The sequence below is a fragment of the Rahnella sp. PCH160 genome (assembly GCF_047784855.1).
In the GTDB taxonomy this organism is placed as follows: Bacteria; Pseudomonadota; Gammaproteobacteria; order Enterobacterales; family Enterobacteriaceae; genus Rahnella.
On the sequence record NZ_JBLOGT010000001.1, the window covers coordinates 4,690,712 to 4,709,027 of the forward strand.

Consider the following 18,316-nt stretch of genomic DNA (forward strand, 5'->3'; position numbering starts at 1 on the left):
CTTAACGTTCCCAGTAACTCTCTTCGAGACTGTCTTCACGTTCCGGCAGGCCGCGCGTCAGGCGCGGTGAATGCTGATTCAGCACCTGATAACTCACACGGTTGGCGTATTTGCACACCTGCGCCAGCGAGGAATAGGTCAGATACTCGCGCGTATGTTTGCTGGAGTTAGGCACTGAGCTGCGGTGGAATCCGTTGGCCGCGATGTCATGCAACAACGCCGATAGCGCGCCATCGCCCGCCCCGTTGGTGTTCATGATTTTTTCCGGCCCGCCCATATACGGCGCGATATGCGAATAAATTTTCATCGGCTGCTGGCAGCAGTCACGGCGCATTGCCCGGCTGAATTCATACTGATTGAATTCGGCAATCGCGCCCGGCAGCAAAGGATGCTGCGTGGTGCGCTTGAATTCTTCTTCGGTATAACTCGCCATAAACAGGCCATTCGGCCCGGCGGTACACAGTACCAGATCCACCCACTCCAGCGCCTTGTCGGCCGCCATCAGCGGATCTTTCAACCCGGTCAGCGCAAAGCCTTCGTCTTCGTTCATCGCCAGAATCGAAACGTGATCACGCAGGAAATCACGCCATGCCTGCGGATCGTCGGCGATGACGTATTGCGTGCCCAGCGTTAAGACCACCGGCACCTGATATTTTTTCGCGTATTCAATCGCCTTCATGGTAGCTTCCGGCATCGGTTCGCCGGGTTTGCTGCGCAACAGATAGGATGTCAGCAGCAGCGCAGACGCCCCGGCAATCACCTCTTCCGGCACGCTTGAGGCGCGTAGTTGGTTCATTTTGCCCGGACTGATGGCGAATGTGCGCTCGCCGTTGTCGCTGATCAGCGTAAAGCAGCGGCCAATAGCACCATCCACACCTTGCAGGTAGTTGAGATCGACACGGCTGGAGGTATTGCACAGATAACGGTAGGCGTAATCGCCAATCTTCACGTTGCTGCACATCACGCCAAGCAGGACGGAACGGTCATCGGCCAGTACGGAATAGTTGTGCAGCGTATTGCCGACGGTGCCGCCCGCAAACTGATGAGAGATCAGATCCTGACTTCTCAGTTCCTGGTAAAGCGCTTCCGACATGTCATCATTCAGAATGTTGGATTCACCGGGCGTCAGCCCGTAGCGGGCCACAAAACTTTCATCCACACGCGCTTCGATATCGACCAGGGTCTGGTCGATTCCAACGATATACGACGCGCCGCCTTCAGATTCCGGCAGCATCTCCTGCAACATGGAATCACGCAGCAAAGGGTCCCGCGCGCTGACAGGGAAATAGTGTTTAGACTTACGTTTACCAGGAAATTTCATGCGTTGTTCTCGGGAAATTCAAAAAAGCTCAGGCTTCATTCAGAAGTGCTGAGTCACCAGCTGTTGCAGCAAATCGATATGTTCGGGCTGGTCGTTTAAGGCGCCAATATATTCGAAGCGCTCGCCGCCTGCATGCATAAAAATCTCACGGTTCTCTTCTTTGATTTCTTCCAGCGTCTCCAGACAGTCAGATGCAAAGCCCGGACAGATTATCTGAATATACTTAACGCCCTGAGCAGGAAGGCCTTTCAGCGTTTCGTCGGTATAAGGCGTCAGCCACGGTTCACGGCCAAAGCGTGACTGGAACGTCAGCATAATTTTGCCCGCGGGCAGTTGCAGCGCCTCGGTCAGCGCCTGCGCCGTGTCATGACAGCGCTTTTCATAATCGTCGCCTTGCGCCACAAAACGTTTCGGGATCCCGTGGAAGGACAACACCAGGCGGTCAGGTTCGCCATGCTGAGTAAAAGAACGCTCAATGCTGCTTTTCAGCGCGGAAATGTACGCCGGATGCGTGGCGTAATCGCGGATAAAGTTCAGCGAAGGCAGGCGGCGGCGGGATTTAAGCACGCGCGCCACGCCGTCAAACACGGCTGCGCTGGTGGAACAGGAATATTGCGGATACAGCGGCAGAACGACCATTTTCGTCACGCCCTGTGCCAGCAATTTTTCAATCGGCTCTTTCATGCCCGGCTTGCCGTAACTCATCGCCAGCTCTACCGGTGTTCCCGGCAGACGTTCTGCCAGCGCCTGTTGCTGGCGACGGCTGTACACCATCAGCGGGGAACCGTCTTCCATCCAGACCGATTTGTAGAGTTTGGAAACGCGCGTTGAACGCAGGGGCAAAATCACAAGATTCAGAATAGGCCACCACAGCAGACGTGGGGTATCCACAACGCGGATATCACTCAAAAACTCAGCCAGATATTTTTTAACGGCCTGTGGAGTGGGGGCTTCCGGTGTCCCGAGATTGACCAGAAGAACACCAAATTTTGTCTGCGTCATGCGGAATTTCCTAAATTGAAGGCTCTGAAGCCATTGTGAAAAGATGGGCGCCGCCGTTTAGTTGGGACAGGGTAAAGTGGCGCACGTCATTGTAACGAAAACAAAGACGATCGGAACAACGGCAATAGCTATCAATGCGAATTGTTATTAATTAACCTTCATACTTCTAGTGGCGGATGCGTTGGCTACGTTCACTCACCCGAAGCACTGACTTCAGTAATATGGAATGCCAGAAAAACAAACGGGGCGACCGAAGTCACCCCGTGATAGTGCTGAACCGGTGAGGATTAGCCTAAAATTTTAGCCAGCTCATCACGTACTTCGGAAACCTGCTGTGTACCGTCGATTTTGACGTATTGGGTGTTGCCCGCAGCGGCTTCTTTGCTGTAGTAGGAAATGAGCGGCTCAGTCAGCTCATGATATTCCACCAGACGTTTACGCACGGTTTCTTCCTGATCGTCTTTACGGGTGATCAGTTCTTCGCCAGTGACGTCATCTTTGCCTTCAACTTTTGGCGGGTTGTACTGAATGTGGTACACACGGCCAGAGCCAGGGTGTACGCGACGACCCACGATACGGTCAACGATCAGTTCGTCCGGCACGTCGAATTCAAGTACGTAATCCACGCTGATGCCCGCTTCTTTCATGGCGTCAGCCTGCGGAATGGTACGTGGGAAACCGTCTAACAGGAAACCTTTACGGCAATCTTCCTGCTGAATACGTTCTTTCACCAGCGCGATAACCAGTTCGTCGGTGACCAGTTTACCGGCATCCATAATTTCTTTTGCTTTCTTGCCGAGCTCACTTCCGGCCTTCACAGCGGCGCGCAACATATCACCGGTAGAAATTTGCGGAATACCAAATTTCTCCATGATGAATTGAGCCTGAGTACCCTTACCTGCGCCCGGAGCGCCCAGCAGAATGATACGCATTGCGTAAATCCCCTTGCATGTAATTTTTATGAATCTCGAAAAACGGTCAACCATACCATTCCGGGCGAAGATGCTCAAGGAACACGCCCTTCGGGCAGAGGGTTAAGCCAGCGCCGACCGGCGTTTTATCCACCCGGTTTGCGACACCACCGCCAGCACAATAATCACCCCACCGGCGACCGCCTGCGGACTCGGATTTTCATGTAAAAACAGGGCAACCCACAACGGGGCCAGCGCGGTTTCCAGCAGCAGGAAAAGCCCGGCGTTGACCGGAGAAACAAACCGGGCAGACAGCGCAATCAGCCCCATCGCCAGCGGCATAATCACTGCGCCTTCCAGCGCCACCCAAAGCCACTGTTCACCGGCCAGTGCGGGCACGCCATGCCAAATCTGTCCGCCGGACAAAATCACCACAAAGATTGACGCCAGAATGCCGCCCAGCGACGGTAAACCCAGAGTGCCGCTGCAGGCTTTCGATGCAAAGATAAACGCCAGCGCCATTGAAACCGCCGTCGCCAGTGCAAAATAATTTGCCATCGGATCATGCCCCGCAGTTTGCCCGCTCATCACCACCGCGACGCCTGCAATGCCCGCCAGCGCGGCCAGCATCAGCACTTTATCGGGCCGGATGCCGAAGAGAATCCGCGAAATAATCGCTGAAACAAATGGCGTGGACGAGATGATCACCAGCACCGTCGCAATGCTGCCGCGGTTTAGCGCATTCACAAAGCAGGCCGAAGCCAGGCAAAAGAAAAAGGCCGGAAGCACATTTTTCCGGGTGAGCCAGGGTTTGCCGAGCGTCGAGCGTGACGCGGGCCAGAGCAGATAAATCAGTGCCACAATGGCCCACATAAACAGGCCGCGCAGCACCACAATCAGCCACGAATCGCCGATATCCATCAGGCGGATAAAAACAGAATCGGAGCTGAGGATCACCCCACCGAGGATCCCGATCAGGTTGCCGTTCACTTGTACCGGTTGACGCATATTTCACTCCCGTTGCTGAGCAACAAAATTCACTTCAATGCAACAAGCCTAAGGCGTTCGCGGCAGCAGAAAAAATGATATAAACAGACACAGAAGATGAAAAAATCTAACAAGGTTATCCATGAGCGCTCTCCCTTCCCTGCGTGCCCTGCATTATTTCAAGCAGGCGGCGCAATTTGAAAGCTTCAGCGAGGCTGCTGATTCGCTGAATGTGACGCACAGCGCCGTCAGTCATCAGATTAAGAATCTGGAAAGCTGGCTGGGTACGGTGTTATTTAATCGCACAGCCGGACGTGTTTATCTTACCGCTGACGGCATCACGCTGAAAAATTGCTGCGATGACGCTTTTGACGCGATTTCACAAACCTGCCATTCGCTGCGCAACCGTAGTGAACGCCACCTGACGATTGCCTGCGCCCCGAGTTTTCTGGCGCAGTGGCTGTTGCCGCGTATCAGCCGGTTTTCACAACGCCATCCGCAAATTACGTTGTCTTTTAAGACACAGACAGAGATCGGCCAGATCGAAAACCGGCGTGCCGATGTGCTGATCAAAAGCGGCAGTCACCCCGACGGCAACGAACTGGAGCAGACGCTGATCTCATCTGATTTTATCGGGCCGGTCTGCGCGCCAGATTTTCACGCAAGTTTTACCGCGCAGTCTGATTTCAGCGCCCTGCCGTTGTTGCATGCGGATACCAAAGTGAATGCCTGGCAGGAATGGGCGGAAGCGACGGGAGCACGGGGCGATGTCACCGGCGGCAAACATTTCGACAATCTGATGCTGGCGATTCAGGCGGCAAAAAACGGGTTGGGGATCGGCATGGCACCGGAAATCCTGATCAAAAAAGAACTGAAAGAAGGCTCGCTGATTGCGCCCGCAGGGTTTTGCGAGGTCGATCGGGAGACACTGATGCTGGTGATGGCGTCCCGCAGTCATGAACCGGAGATCAGTGCGTTCAGGTCGTGGGTGCTGGAAGAAGCGGCGGTATAAAAAAGGGCATCGCATGCGCGACGCCCTTCTTGTTTCTGTTCATACAGAACGGAAAAATTACGCCTGCAACAACGTATTCATGCGGCGGATAAACAGGTTTGGATCTTCCAGCGTGCCGCGTTCAGCAAACAGCGCCTGATCGAGCAGCAGTTCGATCCACTCACTGAACTGCGCTTCGTCGGTGACGTCAGAAGCCCGTTTCACCAGCGCGTGTTCCGGGTTCAGCTCGAAGATGTATTTCACTTCGGGCGCGTCCTGGCCCGCAGCGGCAAACAGTTTCGCCATCTGCGTGGTCATTTCGTCCGCGCCGGTGGTGACGATGGCTGGCGTGTCGGTCAGACGGTGCGTCAGACGCACTTCTTTCACACGGTCGCCCAGCAGCGTTTTCACACGTTCAACGAACGGCTCCAGCGCTTTTTCTGCTTCTTTCTGCTCTTCGCTTTCGTCAGCCAGTTTGTCCAGCGTATCGTCGGCTTTGCTGACGGACTGGAAGGTTTTGCCATCGAACTCAGTCAGGTAGCTCATCATCCATTCGTCGATGCGGTCAGACAGCAGCAGAACTTCAATGCCTTTTTTGCGGAACAGTTCCAGATGCGGGCTGCTCTTCGCGGCGGCATAGCTGTCAGCGGTGATGTAATAAATCTTGTCCTGACCTTCCACCATGTTCGCCACATACTCTTCCAGCGACAGAGTTTGTGCGCTGTTGTCGTTGCGGGTGCTGGCGAAACGCAGCAGTTTGGCGATGGTTTCTTTGTTAGCACCATCTTCTGCCGGGCCTTCTTTCAATACCAGACCAAACTGTTTCCAGAATTGCAGGTATTTTTCGTTGTCGTCTTTTGCCAGTTTTTCCAGCATTTGCAGAACACGTTTAGTTAATGCGCTGCGCAGGTTCTGGGTAATACGGCTGTCCTGAAGAATTTCACGCGACACGTTCAGTGGCAGATCGTTGGAATCTATCAGACCACGCACGAAACGCAGGTAGTTCGGCATGAACTGCTCGGCTTCATCCATGATAAACACGCGCTGAACATACAGTTTCAGGCCATGCTTGTGATCACGGTTCCACATATCCCACGGTGCCTGTGAAGGGATATACAACAGGCTGGTGTACTCCTGTTTACCTTCGACGCGGTTGTGGCTCCAGCTCAGCGGATCGCTGAAATCATGGGAAATATGTTTGTAGAATTCGACGTATTCTTCGTCGGTCACTTCCGATTTACCGCGGGTCCACAAAGCCTGCGCTTTGTTGATTTGTTCCCATGTCACGGTACCGTCTTCTTCGTTGCGGGTTTCAACTTCAACCGGCAGCGCAATATGGTCAGAATATTTGCTGATGATCGAGCGTACGCGCCAGTCATCGAGGAACTCGTCCTGATCTTCACGCAGGTGCAGAGTAATTTCGGTGCCGCGATCGGCTTTTTCGATATCCGCCAGTGTGTATTCGCCTTCACCGGCAGATTCCCAGAACACACCTTCTTCGGCGCTGGCTCCAGCTGCACGGGTGCGAACGGTCACTTTGTCTGCCACGATAAAGGCAGAGTAGAAACCCACACCAAACTGGCCGATCAGCTGGCTGTCTTTGGCCTGTTCAGAACCGACAGATTGCAGGAACGCTTTGGTGCCAGATTTCGCGATAGTCCCGAGGTTGTCGATCACTTCATCGCGGGTCATCCCGATACCGTTGTCGCTCAGCGTCAGGGTGCGTTTTTCTTTGTCGAACGCCAGACGGACATGCAGCTCGCCGTCGCCTTCATACAGCTCGGGCTTGGACAACGCGCGAAAGCGCAGTTTGTCAGCGGCATCGGAAGCGTTAGAGATTAACTCGCGCAGGAAAATTTCTTTGTTTGAATACAGAGAATGGATCATCAGATGAAGCAGTTGTTTTACTTCAGACTGGAATCCGCGTGTCTCTTGTCCTTTCATACTCATCAAATTACCTCAATCCAGATACTGTTAGTGACCAAATCAGACGTTGAGGAGTAAGTGGGGTTACAGACCGGGGTTTTCAAGCATAAGGGAAAATTTTTAAGAAGAAATGCAGAGGGATAGCAGAAATAAAGCCGGGCGCAAATTGACGCGCCCGGCTAACAATCAGAACTTGAAAGGATTACGTCCGGCGAGGGAATGCGACAGCGTAGTGCCGTCTACCATATCCAGCTCGCCACCGACCGGCACACCGTGCGCGATACGGCTCGCCAGCACGCCATACTGGCCGCACATTTCTGCGATGTAATTGGCGGTCGCTTCACCTTCAACCGTCGGGTTAGTCGCCAGAATCACTTCATGGAGGCTTTCACTTTCCAGACGCTCTTCCAGACGGCCTAAACCAATATCGTCAGGCCCGATGCCATCCAGCGGTGACAGGTGACCCATCAGCACAAAATAGCGGCCGGAAAACTGACCGGTTTGTTCTATCGCGTGAATGTCCGCCGGGCTTTCGACCACGCAAATCTGACCGTTCTCTTTACGCCGTGGATTGGCGCAAATCGTACAGATTTCCTGCTCGGTAAAAGTACGGCAATCGGCACAGTGACCGATCTCAGACATGGCACGCGTTAAAGACTGCGCCAGCCGCATTCCGCCGCTGCGATCGCGTTGCAGCAGCTGAAATGCCATACGCTGCGCTGACTTCGGGCCAACGCCCGGCAGGCAACGCAACGCCTCCATTAAAGATTCAAGGAGAGGGCTGGTTTGCATCAGAACGGCATCTTAAAGCCTGGTGGCAATTGCATGCCGCCAGACACGGCTGCCATTTTTTCTTTCTGAGTTTCGTCGATACGACGGGCTGCATCATTGAACGCCGCAGCGACCAGATCTTCCAGCATGTCCTTATCGTCTTCCAGCAGGCTTGGATCAATTTCAACGCGACGCACGTTGTGCGCACCGTTGATGGTGATTTTCACCAGGCCGGCGCCAGATTCACCGGTCACTTCAAGCTGAGCGATTTCTGCCTGAGCTTGTTGCATTTTTTCCTGCATTTGCTGGGCCTGTTTCATCAGGTTACCAATGCCGCCTTTTCCAAACATAGTCTTCTCTCTCAGCAATGGCCGCGTGATAAGCGCGGCGTTTAAATAGGGCGAATACTCTCTTCATCCAGATCTGCATCAAAGAAACGACGCAACGTCTGAATGTTGGTATCCGCAATAATAGACTGACGCGCCTGCGCCAGCTTTTCTTCATAAATGGCCTGACGCCATTCCAGCGGCGTTTTCACCGCCAGATTATCATCTTCCACCACGGTCAGTTCAACCGGAGTCTGATGCAGTGCAGATAAGGCATCCGACAGCACTTTCTGCGCCGACGGCGAATTCAGGTGCTTTTGCGATGAACGCAGATGCAGACAAATTTTGCCCGGCTCCGGTTGCTCACAAAATGCATTCAGTGCCAGCTGTTGTACCAGTTTCGGCATAGGCATCTGGCTTATCTGAGCGGCCCATTCGTCGCGCTCGATGGATTCTTCCGCGAGACGCGAAGCCAGTTCCGGCGATTTTTCATGTTCCAGCGCTGCACGTAATGCTTTTGGCGTGGCGACCGGTTCCGGCGCTTCTTCCGGCTCATTCAGCGCCACCCAGCGGTACGCTTCTTCTTTTACCGGCGCAGCGGGTTCTTTCTTCGCGCTGGCCATTGTCTGCGCACGTTCAGTCACCGAAGCGAGACGCTCCAGCGCTGAATTTGCCGGCCGCGCTTTTCCTGGCGCTGCCGGCTCAGCTTTTTTTGGGGTGGTACTCCCCTGCCTGAGCAACTGGGTTCGCGCCTGCAACAGCTGGGCTGTCGTGTCCGGCATCGGGGCCGGTTCCGCGTGACCTTGCGGTGGCGGTGCCGAATAATTTTGCGGCGATTGAGGTGCATGGCGCGGCGCGGCGGACTGCGCCGGTGCCTGCGGGGTAACGTACGCCGGAGCTGCCACCGGCTGCGGAGCCGGTTCTGCAATAATCACTTTTGGATGGAAGGCCAGCGCGCGCAGTAGCGTCATTTCAACGCCCATGCGCTTGTCCGGCGCGTACGCCAGCTCTTTGCGGCCAATCAGTAATGTCTGGTAGTAAAGCTGGACGTCGGCTGGCGGAATCACCCGCGCCAGCTCACGCAAACGCTGTTCGATGGCGGCGTAATGGTTGTCGAGGACGGAAGGTAACAGCTGAACCATGGCAATGCGGTGCAGCAATGCCAGCGTTTCCACCAGCAGATTTTCCCAGTCCACGCCGCGCGATGCGGCCTGTTCCACCTGCGCCATCATCTGGCCGCCGTCGGCACTCACCAGCGCTTCAAGTATGGCCAGCGGTTGTTCGTCGTCGAGCGTACCGAGCATTTGCGCCACGGTTTCTGTCGTTACCGCGCCCTGCCCCATGGCAATCGCCTGGTCGGTAAGGCTCAGCGCATCACGCATACTGCCGTCCGCTGCGCGGGAAAGCAGCTGAAGCGCACGCGGTTCAGTGGTGATGGTTTCTTCGGCTAATACGTGTTCGAGCTGTTTGCGGATCTGTTCAGCGTCCAGCGCTTTCAGATGGAACTGCAAACAACGCGATAAAATCGTGACCGGTAATTTTTGCGGATCGGTGGTCGCCAGCAGGAATTTGACGTGCTCCGGCGGCTCTTCCAGCGTCTTCAACAGCGCATTAAAGCTGTGGCGCGAGAGCATGTGGACTTCGTCAATCAGGTAAACTTTGAAGCGGCCACGGGCCGGTGCGTATTGCACGTTGTCGAGCAATTCGCGGGTATCTTCAACTTTGGTGCGGGAAGCGGCATCGATTTCGATCAGGTCGACGAAACGGCCCTGCTCGATTTCGCGGCAGTTATCACAAACACCACAAGGTGTGGACGTGATACCGGTTTCGCAGTTCAGCCCTTTCGCCAGTAAACGGGCAATGGTGGTTTTCCCCACGCCGCGGGTACCGGAAAACAGGTAGGCATGATGGATGCGCCCGAGCGACAGGCCATTAGCCAGTGCGGTCAGCACATGTTCCTGTCCGACGACGTCGGCAAAAGTTTGGGGGCGCCACTTACGGGCAAGAACCTGATAGCTCATTAATACTTCATCGTTGATTTATAATGAATAATTTGACGATACACGAAAAAACATCGTTTAACCCGTCTTTCTGCGCTGGTCTGCGAAACGGAGGCTTTGCACTCAGCATAATGATGCCGGAGCCAGACTGCCACTTCTTAGTGTACCAGCAGGGTCGCTATCATTCCTATTACTTTACTTTTTGCGAGTCACGCCGCAGCGTCTCCCCCTTCTGCCTCCTCCTGAAAATTACTGCAGAAGGATGAGGGCGATTTTTTCGTGACAATTACACTGAATGACCCTCTGCCATAAGAATGCTTCCTGCCCCGCGTAAGGAGAGCCATGAAACGCCTGACACTGCCTCTGTTACTGATTTTTTCTCCCGCCGCACAGGCGACCTGGACGCTGCAAGGCTTCCCGGCATTTTCCGAGCCTGTCAGCGGAATTTTCACCAGCCATGCCGTTTTACCGAAAGGTCAGCGTGCGCTGACGTTGTATCAGGATCAACAGTGCTGGCAACCGGCGGATGCCACCAAACTAAATGTGACGCTTTCGCTCCAGCCCTGCGAAGAAAAAGCCCCGGCCAACTGGCGGCAGTTCCGCCCGGGCGATTATCAGTTGCGCATTGATACACGCAGCGGAACACCAACCCTTCAGCTAAGCCTGAAAATGCCGCAGGAATCTGTCACTGCAATATCACAGACCTGTCCGCGCGGGGACGGAAAACCGCTTAACGTGGATGTGTCCGGTACCTTCGCCGAGGGCGAAATTGTCCGCGATTTCTACTCTGGCCAGACATCTGCGGTCACAGACGGCCACATCCGGATGATGCCTGATCCGGCCAGCGGCGGTTTGCTTTTGCTGGAATCTGCCGGGCGCAAACCTTCCGCCGCTTTCGACTGGCAAAACGCGACGGTGTATTTCGTCCTCACCGATCGTTTTGAAAACGGCAATCCGGCTAATGATCACAGCTACGGACGTCGCAGTGACGGCATGCAGGAGATCGGGACGTTCCACGGTGGCGATCTGGCCGGGCTGACAAAGAAACTGGATTACCTGCAACAGCTGGGGGTCAATGCGCTTTGGATCAGTTCGCCGCTGGAACAGATCCACGGCTGGGTCGGTGGCGGCACGAAAGGCGATTTTCCGCATTATGCTTACCACGGTTATTACACCCTCGACTGGACAAAACTCGATGCCAATATGGGTGACGAGAACGATTTGCATACGCTGATCAGTGAGGCGCATCGTCTCGGGATCCGCGTTCTGTTTGACGTTGTGGTCAATCACACCGGCTATGCCACGCTGGCAGATATGCAGACTTTCCATTTCGGATCGTTGTATCTGAAAGGTGGTGAAATCGAAAAAACACTCGGTAAAAACTGGACCGACTGGCAGCCCGGCACCGGCCAGAACTGGCACAGCTTTAACGATTATATTCACTTCGGCGATAAAGAAGGCTGGAGTACGTGGTGGGGTAAAAAATGGATCCGGACAGATATCGGCGATTATGACCCGCCCGGCTATGACGATCTGACCATGTCACTCGCTTTTTTACCTGATATCAAAACGGAGTCGAAAGAAGCCAGCGGTTTACCGCTTTTCTACCGGTATAAGTCAGACACAGCCGCCAGAGAAATCCCCGGAGCCACGCCGCGTGATTATCTGGTGACCTGGTTAAGCGAGTGGGTGCGGAAATTCGGCATCGACGGTTTCCGTGTCGATACCGCAAAGCATGTCGAAAAACCAACGCTGGCCTTGCTCAAAACACGTTCTGCCGAAGCGCTGAAAGCTTGGAAAGTGGCCAATCCCGCTCAGGCTCTGGATGATGCGCCGTTCTGGATGACCGGCGAAGCGTGGGGGCATGGTGTGATGAAAAGTGATTATTACGAGAATGGCTTTGATGCGATGATCAACTTTGATTTTCAGGATCAGGCCGCTGCTGCGCTGCATTGTTTTGCCAGTATCGACACGACATATCAGCAAATGGCTGAAAAAATGCAGGATTTCAATGTTCTGAGTTATCTCTCCTCGCACGATACACGTCTGTTTTTCGCCCAGGACGCCAGAGGCTCAGTGCCTTTGCAAAAACAAGCGGCGAATTTACTGCTGCTCGCGCCGGGCGCCATACAAATTTACTACGGTGATGAAAGCGGACGGCAGTCTGGCCCGACGGGCTCGGATCCTTTACAGGGAACGCGTTCCGACATGAACTGGAAGGAGATGGCTGGAGTGAAGCTTGCACTGCTGACGCACTGGCAAAAGCTGGGGAAATTCAGGGAGCAACATCCTGCGGTTGGCTCAGGCCAACAAAAATCGCAACACACGCCGGGATATTACGCGTTCAGCCGTCAGAAAGGTGAAGATAAAGTGATGGTCGTTTGGGCGGGAGAAACTGAGAAGTAGTCGTAAAACAAATGGCCTCGCGTTGACGGCGAGGCCAGTACACATCAATTAATGCCCGTCGAAAGAAACCAGGCTATAGCAGTTGATGCTTAAATCGTTGAGGCGCTTTTCACCGCCCAGTTCCGGCAGGTTAATGATGAATGCGGCATCGGTCACTTCCCCACCCAGGCGGCGGATCAGTTTCGCAGTGGCTTCAATCGTGCCACCCGTTGCCAGCAAATCGTCGATCACCAGAATTTTTTCACCCGGTTGAATAGCATCAACGTGGATTTCAAGGCTGTCAGTGCCGTATTCAAGATCATACGTTTCACTGATGGTTTCACGCGGTAATTTGCCCGGTTTGCGGACGGGGACAAAACCCACGCCCAGAACCAATGCAACCGGTGCGCCGAACAGGAAACCACGCGCTTCGGTGCCGACCACTTTGGTCACACCGGCATCGCGGTAACGATCGGCCAGTAACTGAATGCTTGCAGCATAAGCTTTCGGGTCTTCCAGCAAGCTGGTGACGTCACGGAACAGTATGCCTGGCTTAGGATAGTCAGGGATGGTTTTGATACTGTCTTTAATAAACTCTAGCTGCTGTGCGGTAGCGGTCATAATATTAATTGCCTGATAAAGCTGCTGTTCATACTTAAACGCGGGCGGTCAAATGTCCCCCGTCACGCTCATATAAAGCATGCCGTTTAAGGAAGGAAATTGGGAGCGCACCGACGTACGAGATGCCCAAATCTATGCAAAGCTGCTTTAAAAAGCAACCCGCAGCCGGACATGATCACCTTTTTTATTGCTCAAGGTCAACCACGGGTAATCGCCACATCATGATCAGCAACATAAACATCATGCAGACCAATAAAATACGCACCCATAATAACGGGACAAAATAAATCGAAATGGCGAAAGTCACTGCGATCAGGATCACTGCTTTGGGTTTTGCCCCTTTTGGCAACGCACGATATTGCTGCCAGTGACGAAGGTACCCGCCAAACCATGAACGATAGAGTAACCACTGGTGGAAACGCGGCGATGACCGGGCAAAACACCAGGCCGCGAGCAGCAAAAACGGCGTAGTCGGCAACAACGGAAGGATCACACCCAGCGTTGCCAGCACGACGCACACCCAGCCAGCGATGATCAACAGGACACGTTTCATGGAAATGTTCAGATTTTAGGATGAGGAAAGATGTGTCTCAGTGTAAACAAGTGTGAGATTGCTGTCATTTCCGGGAGAGGCTTGTATCGCAGAGGGTTACAGGTAAGCTAGACGCGTCACCAGAGGAGAGTCCCCCGTGAGTACAGAACGAATTTTACATGTCCTTGATCAGCAGATAGAAACTCTGGCACGGGAAATTGAGCCTATCGGCCACGTATCGGCTTCTCAGGCGCGGTTTGATATCGCCCTGTTTTCGACCAAAGGCACGCGTCTTCGGGATTATCTGGCTGAAATCAAAACCAATTTGCAGCAACTGAATCAGGAAGTCGTCGAAAAGCGTTCGGCACAGGTGGCTTTTATTGCCGAACGACTCGTGGCGCAAATTACCGCCATGCAGCGCGAACTGGCGACGCAAACATTGCGAAAAACACACCAGACGCCGGAACGTAAAAGCCATGATAATTATACGCGGCTGGCGGAAACACAGCAGTTTGAGCGCCGTCTGGTGGCGATGATTGAAGACCGGGAAACGACGCTTGGACAGCTGGCAACCTTCGCCGATCAGCAGCGGGTACAGAAAGAACTGGCCGCGCTGGAAGGCCGTCTGATGCGTTGTCGTCAGGCGCTGGCTAAAATTGAGAGACAAATCGAGCGTCAGGAAAAAGGTTTTTGAATCTTTATCACATTTTTTGAATCCGGCATTCAGAGCCTGCCTTTTCTTATCTATAATGATAAGTCCATAACCTGTTTCTAATAATGTTGGCTAATATGTCTGTAGAAAATGCGGCTCCCGAGCTTCAGCTTGCTGTCGATTTGATCTACCTGCTTGAGTGCAATGAGATTGCGCCCGAGACGGCTCTTGCGGCGCTGGAAATCGTTCAGCGCGATTATCAGGAAAAGCTTAAAAACAGCAAGAATACGCTTTCTATCAGTTATCTCTGAGCCGCCCGGCTGACGCTTTCAGGGGAACCTTTTGCCTTCCCCTGAATTGAACGGCGGAAATCAGGTCTGCGGCAGCGCGTCCGGTTCGTCGCCCTTTTGCCCCAGCGCCCGCTTCACTTCCTGCACTTCGTTCCCGTCCTGATTATGCAAATATACTTCCAACTGATTGAACGCGATATTGATGTCGTTTTCGCGGCAAAGTTTATCAATGCTGCGGTTAAGCTCATCGACGGTATAGCTGCGGTCACCCAGTTCACGGACATAAACCCGCAGTTCGTGATCCAGCGTGCTGGCACCGAAATTCAGGAAGAACACCAGTGGCGAAGGATCACTCATCACGCGCGGATTCTCATGCGCCGCCTGCAATAAAATCGCTTTCACTTTGTCGAGATCGGATCCGTAAGCCACGCCGATTTTGATCAGCACGCGGGTCACGGTGTCGCTCAGCGACCAGTTGATCAGCCGCTCGGTCACGAACGCTTTATTCGGGATGATCACTTCTTTGCGGTCAAAGTCGATAATGGTGGTCGCGCGGATGCGGATGCGGCTGACGGTGCCGGAGAAAGAACCGATAGTGACAGTATCGCCAATACGCACCGGGCGTTCGAACAATATGATCAGGCCCGACACGAAATTAGCGAATATCTCCTGCAAACCAAAGCCCAGCCCGACAGAGAGTGCTGCCACCAGCCATTGTAATTTGTCCCACGAAACGCCGAGGGATCCGAGCGCGGTGACCGCGCCAATCACCGTAATCGAATAGGTCAGGATCGTGGTGATAGCGTACGAGGTACCCTGCCGGAGTTGCAGGCGGGAAAGCACCACCACTTCCAGTAATCCTGGCAAGTTGCGCGTTAAAACATACGCCACAATCACCGCCAGGAACCCGAGTAAAAAATTCCCCAGCGTGACCGTTTGTTGCGTCACGGTCCCGGCCACTGTGCCGGAGTAATGCCACAACGAAATGCTGTCCAGATAAGAAATCACGGTCAGCAAATCGGACCAAATCCAGTAGAACACGGTGGCGAAAATGAAGAACAGCACCATGGTGGTCAGCCGCAAAGACTGCTGGTTTATCTGATCCAACCCCAGCGGCGGCTCTTCCTCTACGGGTTCACTCCCTTCCGCGCCCTCTTTCGCCACAGCGGTCTGCCGTCTCGCCAGAGCACGACGATAAGCCAGCCGTCGCGCCGCCACGCTCAACCCGCGCAGCGCCGTGAGATACATTATGTTCCAGAAGATCAGCAGATAAAGGCTGTCAATCCAGCGCCCGGCCAGCCGCAGCGTGGTATAGAAGTAGCCGGTCACCACCAGCCCGGCGAGGAAAGCCGGCGCCAGGGCAATCGTGGTGACCATCACCAGGCGAATGCTGTGTGAATCTTTTTCTCGCCAGCCGTCGCGGGCCATCGGAAAAACCAGCACGGTGAGCGCCAGTAAGGTCAGGAATATCACCATCTGCCCGATAATGTCGTCCACCAGCCCCAGCGGTGCTTTTTCACCACGCACCGACCAGAAGATCAGCGGCAACATCACCAGACTCAGGCGGATCACCGAACGCCGGTAATGTGCGCAGGTGGCAACCGGCGTAGAAAAGTGACGTTCATTGATGCCGCCCGGTTTGAGCATGCGGTAACAGAAGCCCATCACAAACTGGAATACGGCCAGCCGCTGCGCCAGCGTCCATAAAAAATCACTCGAATCGATATCGCATTGCGAAAGCCAGTAGCCGACACCCAGCGTCAGAAATACCCCCGGCAGCACGGTGAGCGCCAGAAGTATCAGCGCCTGCGGCGTGTGCAGCTGACTGTCGCGCTTGAGTTGCCCGACATCGTTGCTCAGTGATTCGATGCGCTGATTAATGTATTTTCTTCGCCAGAGCAAAAGCAGAATGACCAGTAAAATCGGGATCGTGGCGGGCAATGAATGCAGCACGCCCATCATCAGTTCGCCGCGCGGGACGCTAAAGCTCAGGCTGCTAAGCTGGTTTTTCACATCATCAGGCAGCGACTTGATGAATTCCCAGTTCATCGGCTTGTTGCTGCTCACCCAGAAAATCTGCTGGGTCAGCGTTTCGGTAAGCGACTGGTTAATGCTCAGTAACTGCTGCTGGTTAATCTGTAAATTGATTGCCAGAGACAACTGATTCCCGAGCTGCTTATTAAGCTGGTCGAGCAGCTCGCGGCGCATATCCACAATCTGATCGAGCGCGTCGCTGATGTCCCCGTTGATGGTTTCTTTGCTGGTCGAGACAACACCCTGAATGTAGCTGTCGCCCTGGAATAAGGCATCACGCTGTTGGTTAATGGAGAACTGTTCGAGACGCAAATCGGCAATGTGCGCGCTCATGTCCGTGATCAGGCCGGACGGCGGGATGGTATTTTGCTGCTGCTGATAAAGAATGCGCGACAACAGTAAGCTGCCTTTTAGCACGGAAATTTGCTCTTTGAGATCGTGCTCAGCCTGCGCAGAACGGTCGAGCCAGTTTTTGACCGTGATATTTTTCTGAACCAGCTGGTTGCCCTCTTCCGTAGCAGCAATCAGACGTTCGCTGAGCTTGCGGTTAATTCCTAATTCCTGCGCCACCAGCGGGTCATTCTGGATATTCGACGTGTCGTCCGGCGTTTGCGCTTCTTTCGCTGTGCGCTCGGATAAAATCAACCGTTTACCATTCACTACTTCCTGCAAAAGCTGTGCGGTATGTTCGAGTTGATTGATGTGCGCATTGGTGTAGTCACGTTGCTTTTGCAGTAAATCCTGCAGCGTGGTGTTGGCCTCGAGGCTTTTGCGCTGTAAATCAATCTGCGCGCTGAGCAACGCCTGCTGCGTCACCAGCATCGTTTGTTGAGTTGCGCGCAAATCCTGCTGTCCCGGCGACATTCCGTTGAGCTGATTACGGATTATCTGAATCGCCATCGAATAGTTATACATCGTGCTCTGCACGCGCTCGGGCTGGGTTTGCAACGAAATCAGTTGGGTGTTAAACGTCGACAAATCTTCCTGAGAAGACTGGAGATCGTCGAGCGTGTCGTTGAGACGATTCTCCAGCTGACGCAGCGACAACGCGGAAAGCTGTGCTTTATTCACGTCATCTTTGGTGCTGTTCTTGAGCTGATCGAGGCCGTCCATCGCCACACGTAATTTCTGCGGTGCTTCGGTGACCTGCTGATGGAGCTGGGTGACATCCTGTTTTACGCGGTCCAACGCATCCAGATATTCCAGCGTATGAATCAAATCCTGCTGCGACAGTTTATCTACCGGCGTCAGATTCTTCTGCCGGTTCAACGCATCAAGCTGGTTTTGGACTTCATTTCGGGTCGGAATATCGTTGCTGGCAGCATGACCGGGAAAGGAAAATATCAATAATGAGAAGAAAATCACATAGGTGAAAACACGCAAAATCCCATTTTTCTTCAGGACAGAAACATTCTCAGAAGGAACGTCCAGAGACCGGATAAACATAGGTCAGCTTCAACTCATTTGCCGAATGAATAATATGAAGGTGACAATAGCAGCGTTCGACTTTAAAGGAAGGAGAAAAGCGTATCAGAATACAACATCAGAAAGTTTACTTTTGCAGCGG

General features: G+C 53.7%; 15 protein-coding genes and 1 other annotated feature. Of the genes, 4 read left to right on the forward strand and 11 right to left on the reverse strand.

Annotated features, from left to right (window positions below; all coding sequences use genetic code 11):
* Position 1 precedes the first annotated feature (1 nt).
* The 4 genes from ACM5QY_RS21965 to ACM5QY_RS21980 form a co-directional block, all read right to left on the reverse strand.
* Positions 2–1,321 (reverse strand): inosine/guanosine kinase, encoded by a 1,320-nt coding sequence (locus ACM5QY_RS21965; RefSeq protein ID WP_416122671.1) that lies wholly within the window; start codon positions 1,319–1,321, stop codon positions 2–4.
* Positions 1,322–1,360: 39 nt separating this feature from the next.
* Positions 1,361–2,323: a ferrochelatase gene (gene hemH, locus ACM5QY_RS21970; RefSeq protein ID WP_416122672.1), complete on the reverse strand. Its 963-nt coding sequence runs from the start codon at positions 2,321–2,323 to the stop codon at positions 1,361–1,363.
* Between the two features lie 287 nt (positions 2,324–2,610).
* Positions 2,611–3,255 (reverse strand): adenylate kinase, encoded by a 645-nt coding sequence (gene adk, locus ACM5QY_RS21975; RefSeq protein WP_416122673.1) that lies wholly within the window; start codon positions 3,253–3,255, stop codon positions 2,611–2,613.
* A 102-nt stretch (positions 3,256–3,357) separates the two neighbouring features.
* A complete protein-coding gene (locus ACM5QY_RS21980) occupies positions 3,358–4,242 on the reverse strand; it encodes a DMT family transporter (RefSeq protein WP_416122674.1) in 885 nt (294 codons plus the stop codon).
* A 121-nt stretch (positions 4,243–4,363) separates the two neighbouring features.
* Here ACM5QY_RS21980 and ACM5QY_RS21985 point away from each other — a divergent pair, with 121 nt between their 5' ends.
* Positions 4,364–5,233 (forward strand): LysR substrate-binding domain-containing protein, encoded by an 870-nt coding sequence (locus tag ACM5QY_RS21985; protein WP_416122675.1) that lies wholly within the window; start codon positions 4,364–4,366, stop codon positions 5,231–5,233.
* 57 nt (positions 5,234–5,290) lie between these two features.
* On the opposite strand, the gene htpG is transcribed toward ACM5QY_RS21985, so the two are convergent.
* The 4 genes from htpG to dnaX all read right to left on the reverse strand — a co-directional run bounded on the left by htpG (position 5,291) and on the right by dnaX (position 10,256).
* A complete protein-coding gene (gene htpG / locus ACM5QY_RS21990) occupies positions 5,291–7,156 on the reverse strand; it encodes a molecular chaperone HtpG (RefSeq protein ID WP_192938159.1) in 1,866 nt (621 codons plus the stop codon).
* Positions 7,157–7,324: 168 nt separating this feature from the next.
* Positions 7,325–7,930, reverse strand: coding sequence for a recombination mediator RecR (gene recR / locus ACM5QY_RS21995; protein ID WP_416122676.1), 606 nt, complete (start codon positions 7,928–7,930; stop codon positions 7,325–7,327).
* Positions 7,930–8,259 carry a YbaB/EbfC family nucleoid-associated protein gene (locus ACM5QY_RS22000; RefSeq protein ID WP_104923032.1) on the reverse strand — a complete coding sequence of 110 codons (330 nt, stop codon included), beginning with the start codon at positions 8,257–8,259 and terminating at the stop codon, positions 7,930–7,932. The genes recR and ACM5QY_RS22000 overlap by 1 nt, the downstream gene beginning before the upstream one ends.
* Before the next feature lie 41 nt (positions 8,260–8,300).
* On the reverse strand, positions 8,301–10,256 hold the full coding sequence (dnaX, locus tag ACM5QY_RS22005; RefSeq protein ID WP_416122677.1) for a DNA polymerase III subunit gamma/tau: 1,956 nt from the start codon (positions 10,254–10,256) through the stop codon (positions 8,301–8,303).
* Positions 8,904–8,968, reverse strand: a sequence feature (DnaX frameshifting element). It overlaps the preceding gene by 65 nt.
* A 321-nt stretch (positions 10,257–10,577) precedes the next feature.
* Here dnaX and ACM5QY_RS22010 point away from each other — a divergent pair.
* On the forward strand, positions 10,578–12,641 hold the full coding sequence (locus ACM5QY_RS22010; protein ID WP_416122678.1) for an alpha-amylase: 2,064 nt from the start codon (positions 10,578–10,580) through the stop codon (positions 12,639–12,641).
* Between the two features lie 48 nt (positions 12,642–12,689).
* Here the strand turns inward: ACM5QY_RS22010 and apt are convergent, their stop codons facing one another.
* Both apt and ACM5QY_RS22020 read right to left on the reverse strand, forming a co-directional pair.
* Positions 12,690–13,241 (reverse strand): adenine phosphoribosyltransferase, encoded by a 552-nt coding sequence (gene apt, locus ACM5QY_RS22015; protein WP_416122679.1) that lies wholly within the window; start codon positions 13,239–13,241, stop codon positions 12,690–12,692.
* Between the two features lie 184 nt (positions 13,242–13,425).
* Positions 13,426–13,794 carry a DUF454 family protein gene (locus tag ACM5QY_RS22020; protein ID WP_416122680.1) on the reverse strand — a complete coding sequence of 123 codons (369 nt, stop codon included), beginning with the start codon at positions 13,792–13,794 and terminating at the stop codon, positions 13,426–13,428.
* A gap of 136 nt (positions 13,795–13,930) precedes the next feature.
* Here ACM5QY_RS22020 and priC point away from each other — a divergent pair, with 136 nt between their 5' ends.
* Positions 13,931–14,467 carry a primosomal replication protein PriC gene (gene priC / locus ACM5QY_RS22025; RefSeq protein ID WP_104923036.1) on the forward strand — a complete coding sequence of 179 codons (537 nt, stop codon included), beginning with the start codon at positions 13,931–13,933 and terminating at the stop codon, positions 14,465–14,467.
* A 95-nt stretch (positions 14,468–14,562) separates the two neighbouring features.
* Positions 14,563–14,736 (forward strand): pleiotropic regulatory protein RsmS, encoded by a 174-nt coding sequence (gene rsmS / locus ACM5QY_RS22030; protein ID WP_104923037.1) that lies wholly within the window; start codon positions 14,563–14,565, stop codon positions 14,734–14,736.
* Between the two features lie 60 nt (positions 14,737–14,796).
* On the opposite strand, the gene mscK is transcribed toward rsmS, so the two are convergent.
* Positions 14,797–18,195 carry a mechanosensitive channel MscK gene (gene mscK, locus ACM5QY_RS22035; RefSeq protein ID WP_416122681.1) on the reverse strand — a complete coding sequence of 1,133 codons (3,399 nt, stop codon included), beginning with the start codon at positions 18,193–18,195 and terminating at the stop codon, positions 14,797–14,799.
* Positions 18,196–18,316 lie beyond the last annotated feature (121 nt).

What these genes read in the sequence shown, in the direction of transcription:
- ACM5QY_RS22020 (WP_416122680.1), bottom strand. Translation starts at nt 13,794, where the DNA reads ATGAAACGTGTCCTGTTGATCATCGCTGGCTGGGTGTGCGTCGTGCTG.
- adk (WP_416122673.1), bottom strand. Translation starts at nt 3,255, where the DNA reads ATGCGTATCATTCTGCTGGGCGCTCCGGGCGCAGGTAAGGGTACTCAG.
- htpG (WP_192938159.1), bottom strand. Translation starts at nt 7,156, where the DNA reads ATGAAAGGACAAGAGACACGCGGATTCCAGTCTGAAGTAAAACAACTG.
- ACM5QY_RS21965 (WP_416122671.1), bottom strand. Translation starts at nt 1,321, where the DNA reads ATGAAATTTCCTGGTAAACGTAAGTCTAAACACTATTTCCCTGTCAGC.
- rsmS (WP_104923037.1), top strand. Translation starts at nt 14,563, where the DNA reads ATGTCTGTAGAAAATGCGGCTCCCGAGCTTCAGCTTGCTGTCGATTTG.
- hemH (WP_416122672.1), bottom strand. Translation starts at nt 2,323, where the DNA reads ATGACGCAGACAAAATTTGGTGTTCTTCTGGTCAATCTCGGGACACCG.
- mscK (WP_416122681.1), bottom strand. Translation starts at nt 18,195, where the DNA reads ATGTTTATCCGGTCTCTGGACGTTCCTTCTGAGAATGTTTCTGTCCTG.
- ACM5QY_RS21980 (WP_416122674.1), bottom strand. Translation starts at nt 4,242, where the DNA reads ATGCGTCAACCGGTACAAGTGAACGGCAACCTGATCGGGATCCTCGGT.
- ACM5QY_RS21985 (WP_416122675.1), top strand. Translation starts at nt 4,364, where the DNA reads ATGAGCGCTCTCCCTTCCCTGCGTGCCCTGCATTATTTCAAGCAGGCG.
- ACM5QY_RS22010 (WP_416122678.1), top strand. Translation starts at nt 10,578, where the DNA reads ATGAAACGCCTGACACTGCCTCTGTTACTGATTTTTTCTCCCGCCGCA.
- recR (WP_416122676.1), bottom strand. Translation starts at nt 7,930, where the DNA reads ATGCAAACCAGCCCTCTCCTTGAATCTTTAATGGAGGCGTTGCGTTGC.
- dnaX (WP_416122677.1), bottom strand. Translation starts at nt 10,256, where the DNA reads ATGAGCTATCAGGTTCTTGCCCGTAAGTGGCGCCCCCAAACTTTTGCC.
- apt (WP_416122679.1), bottom strand. Translation starts at nt 13,241, where the DNA reads ATGACCGCTACCGCACAGCAGCTAGAGTTTATTAAAGACAGTATCAAA.
- ACM5QY_RS22000 (WP_104923032.1), bottom strand. Translation starts at nt 8,259, where the DNA reads ATGTTTGGAAAAGGCGGCATTGGTAACCTGATGAAACAGGCCCAGCAA.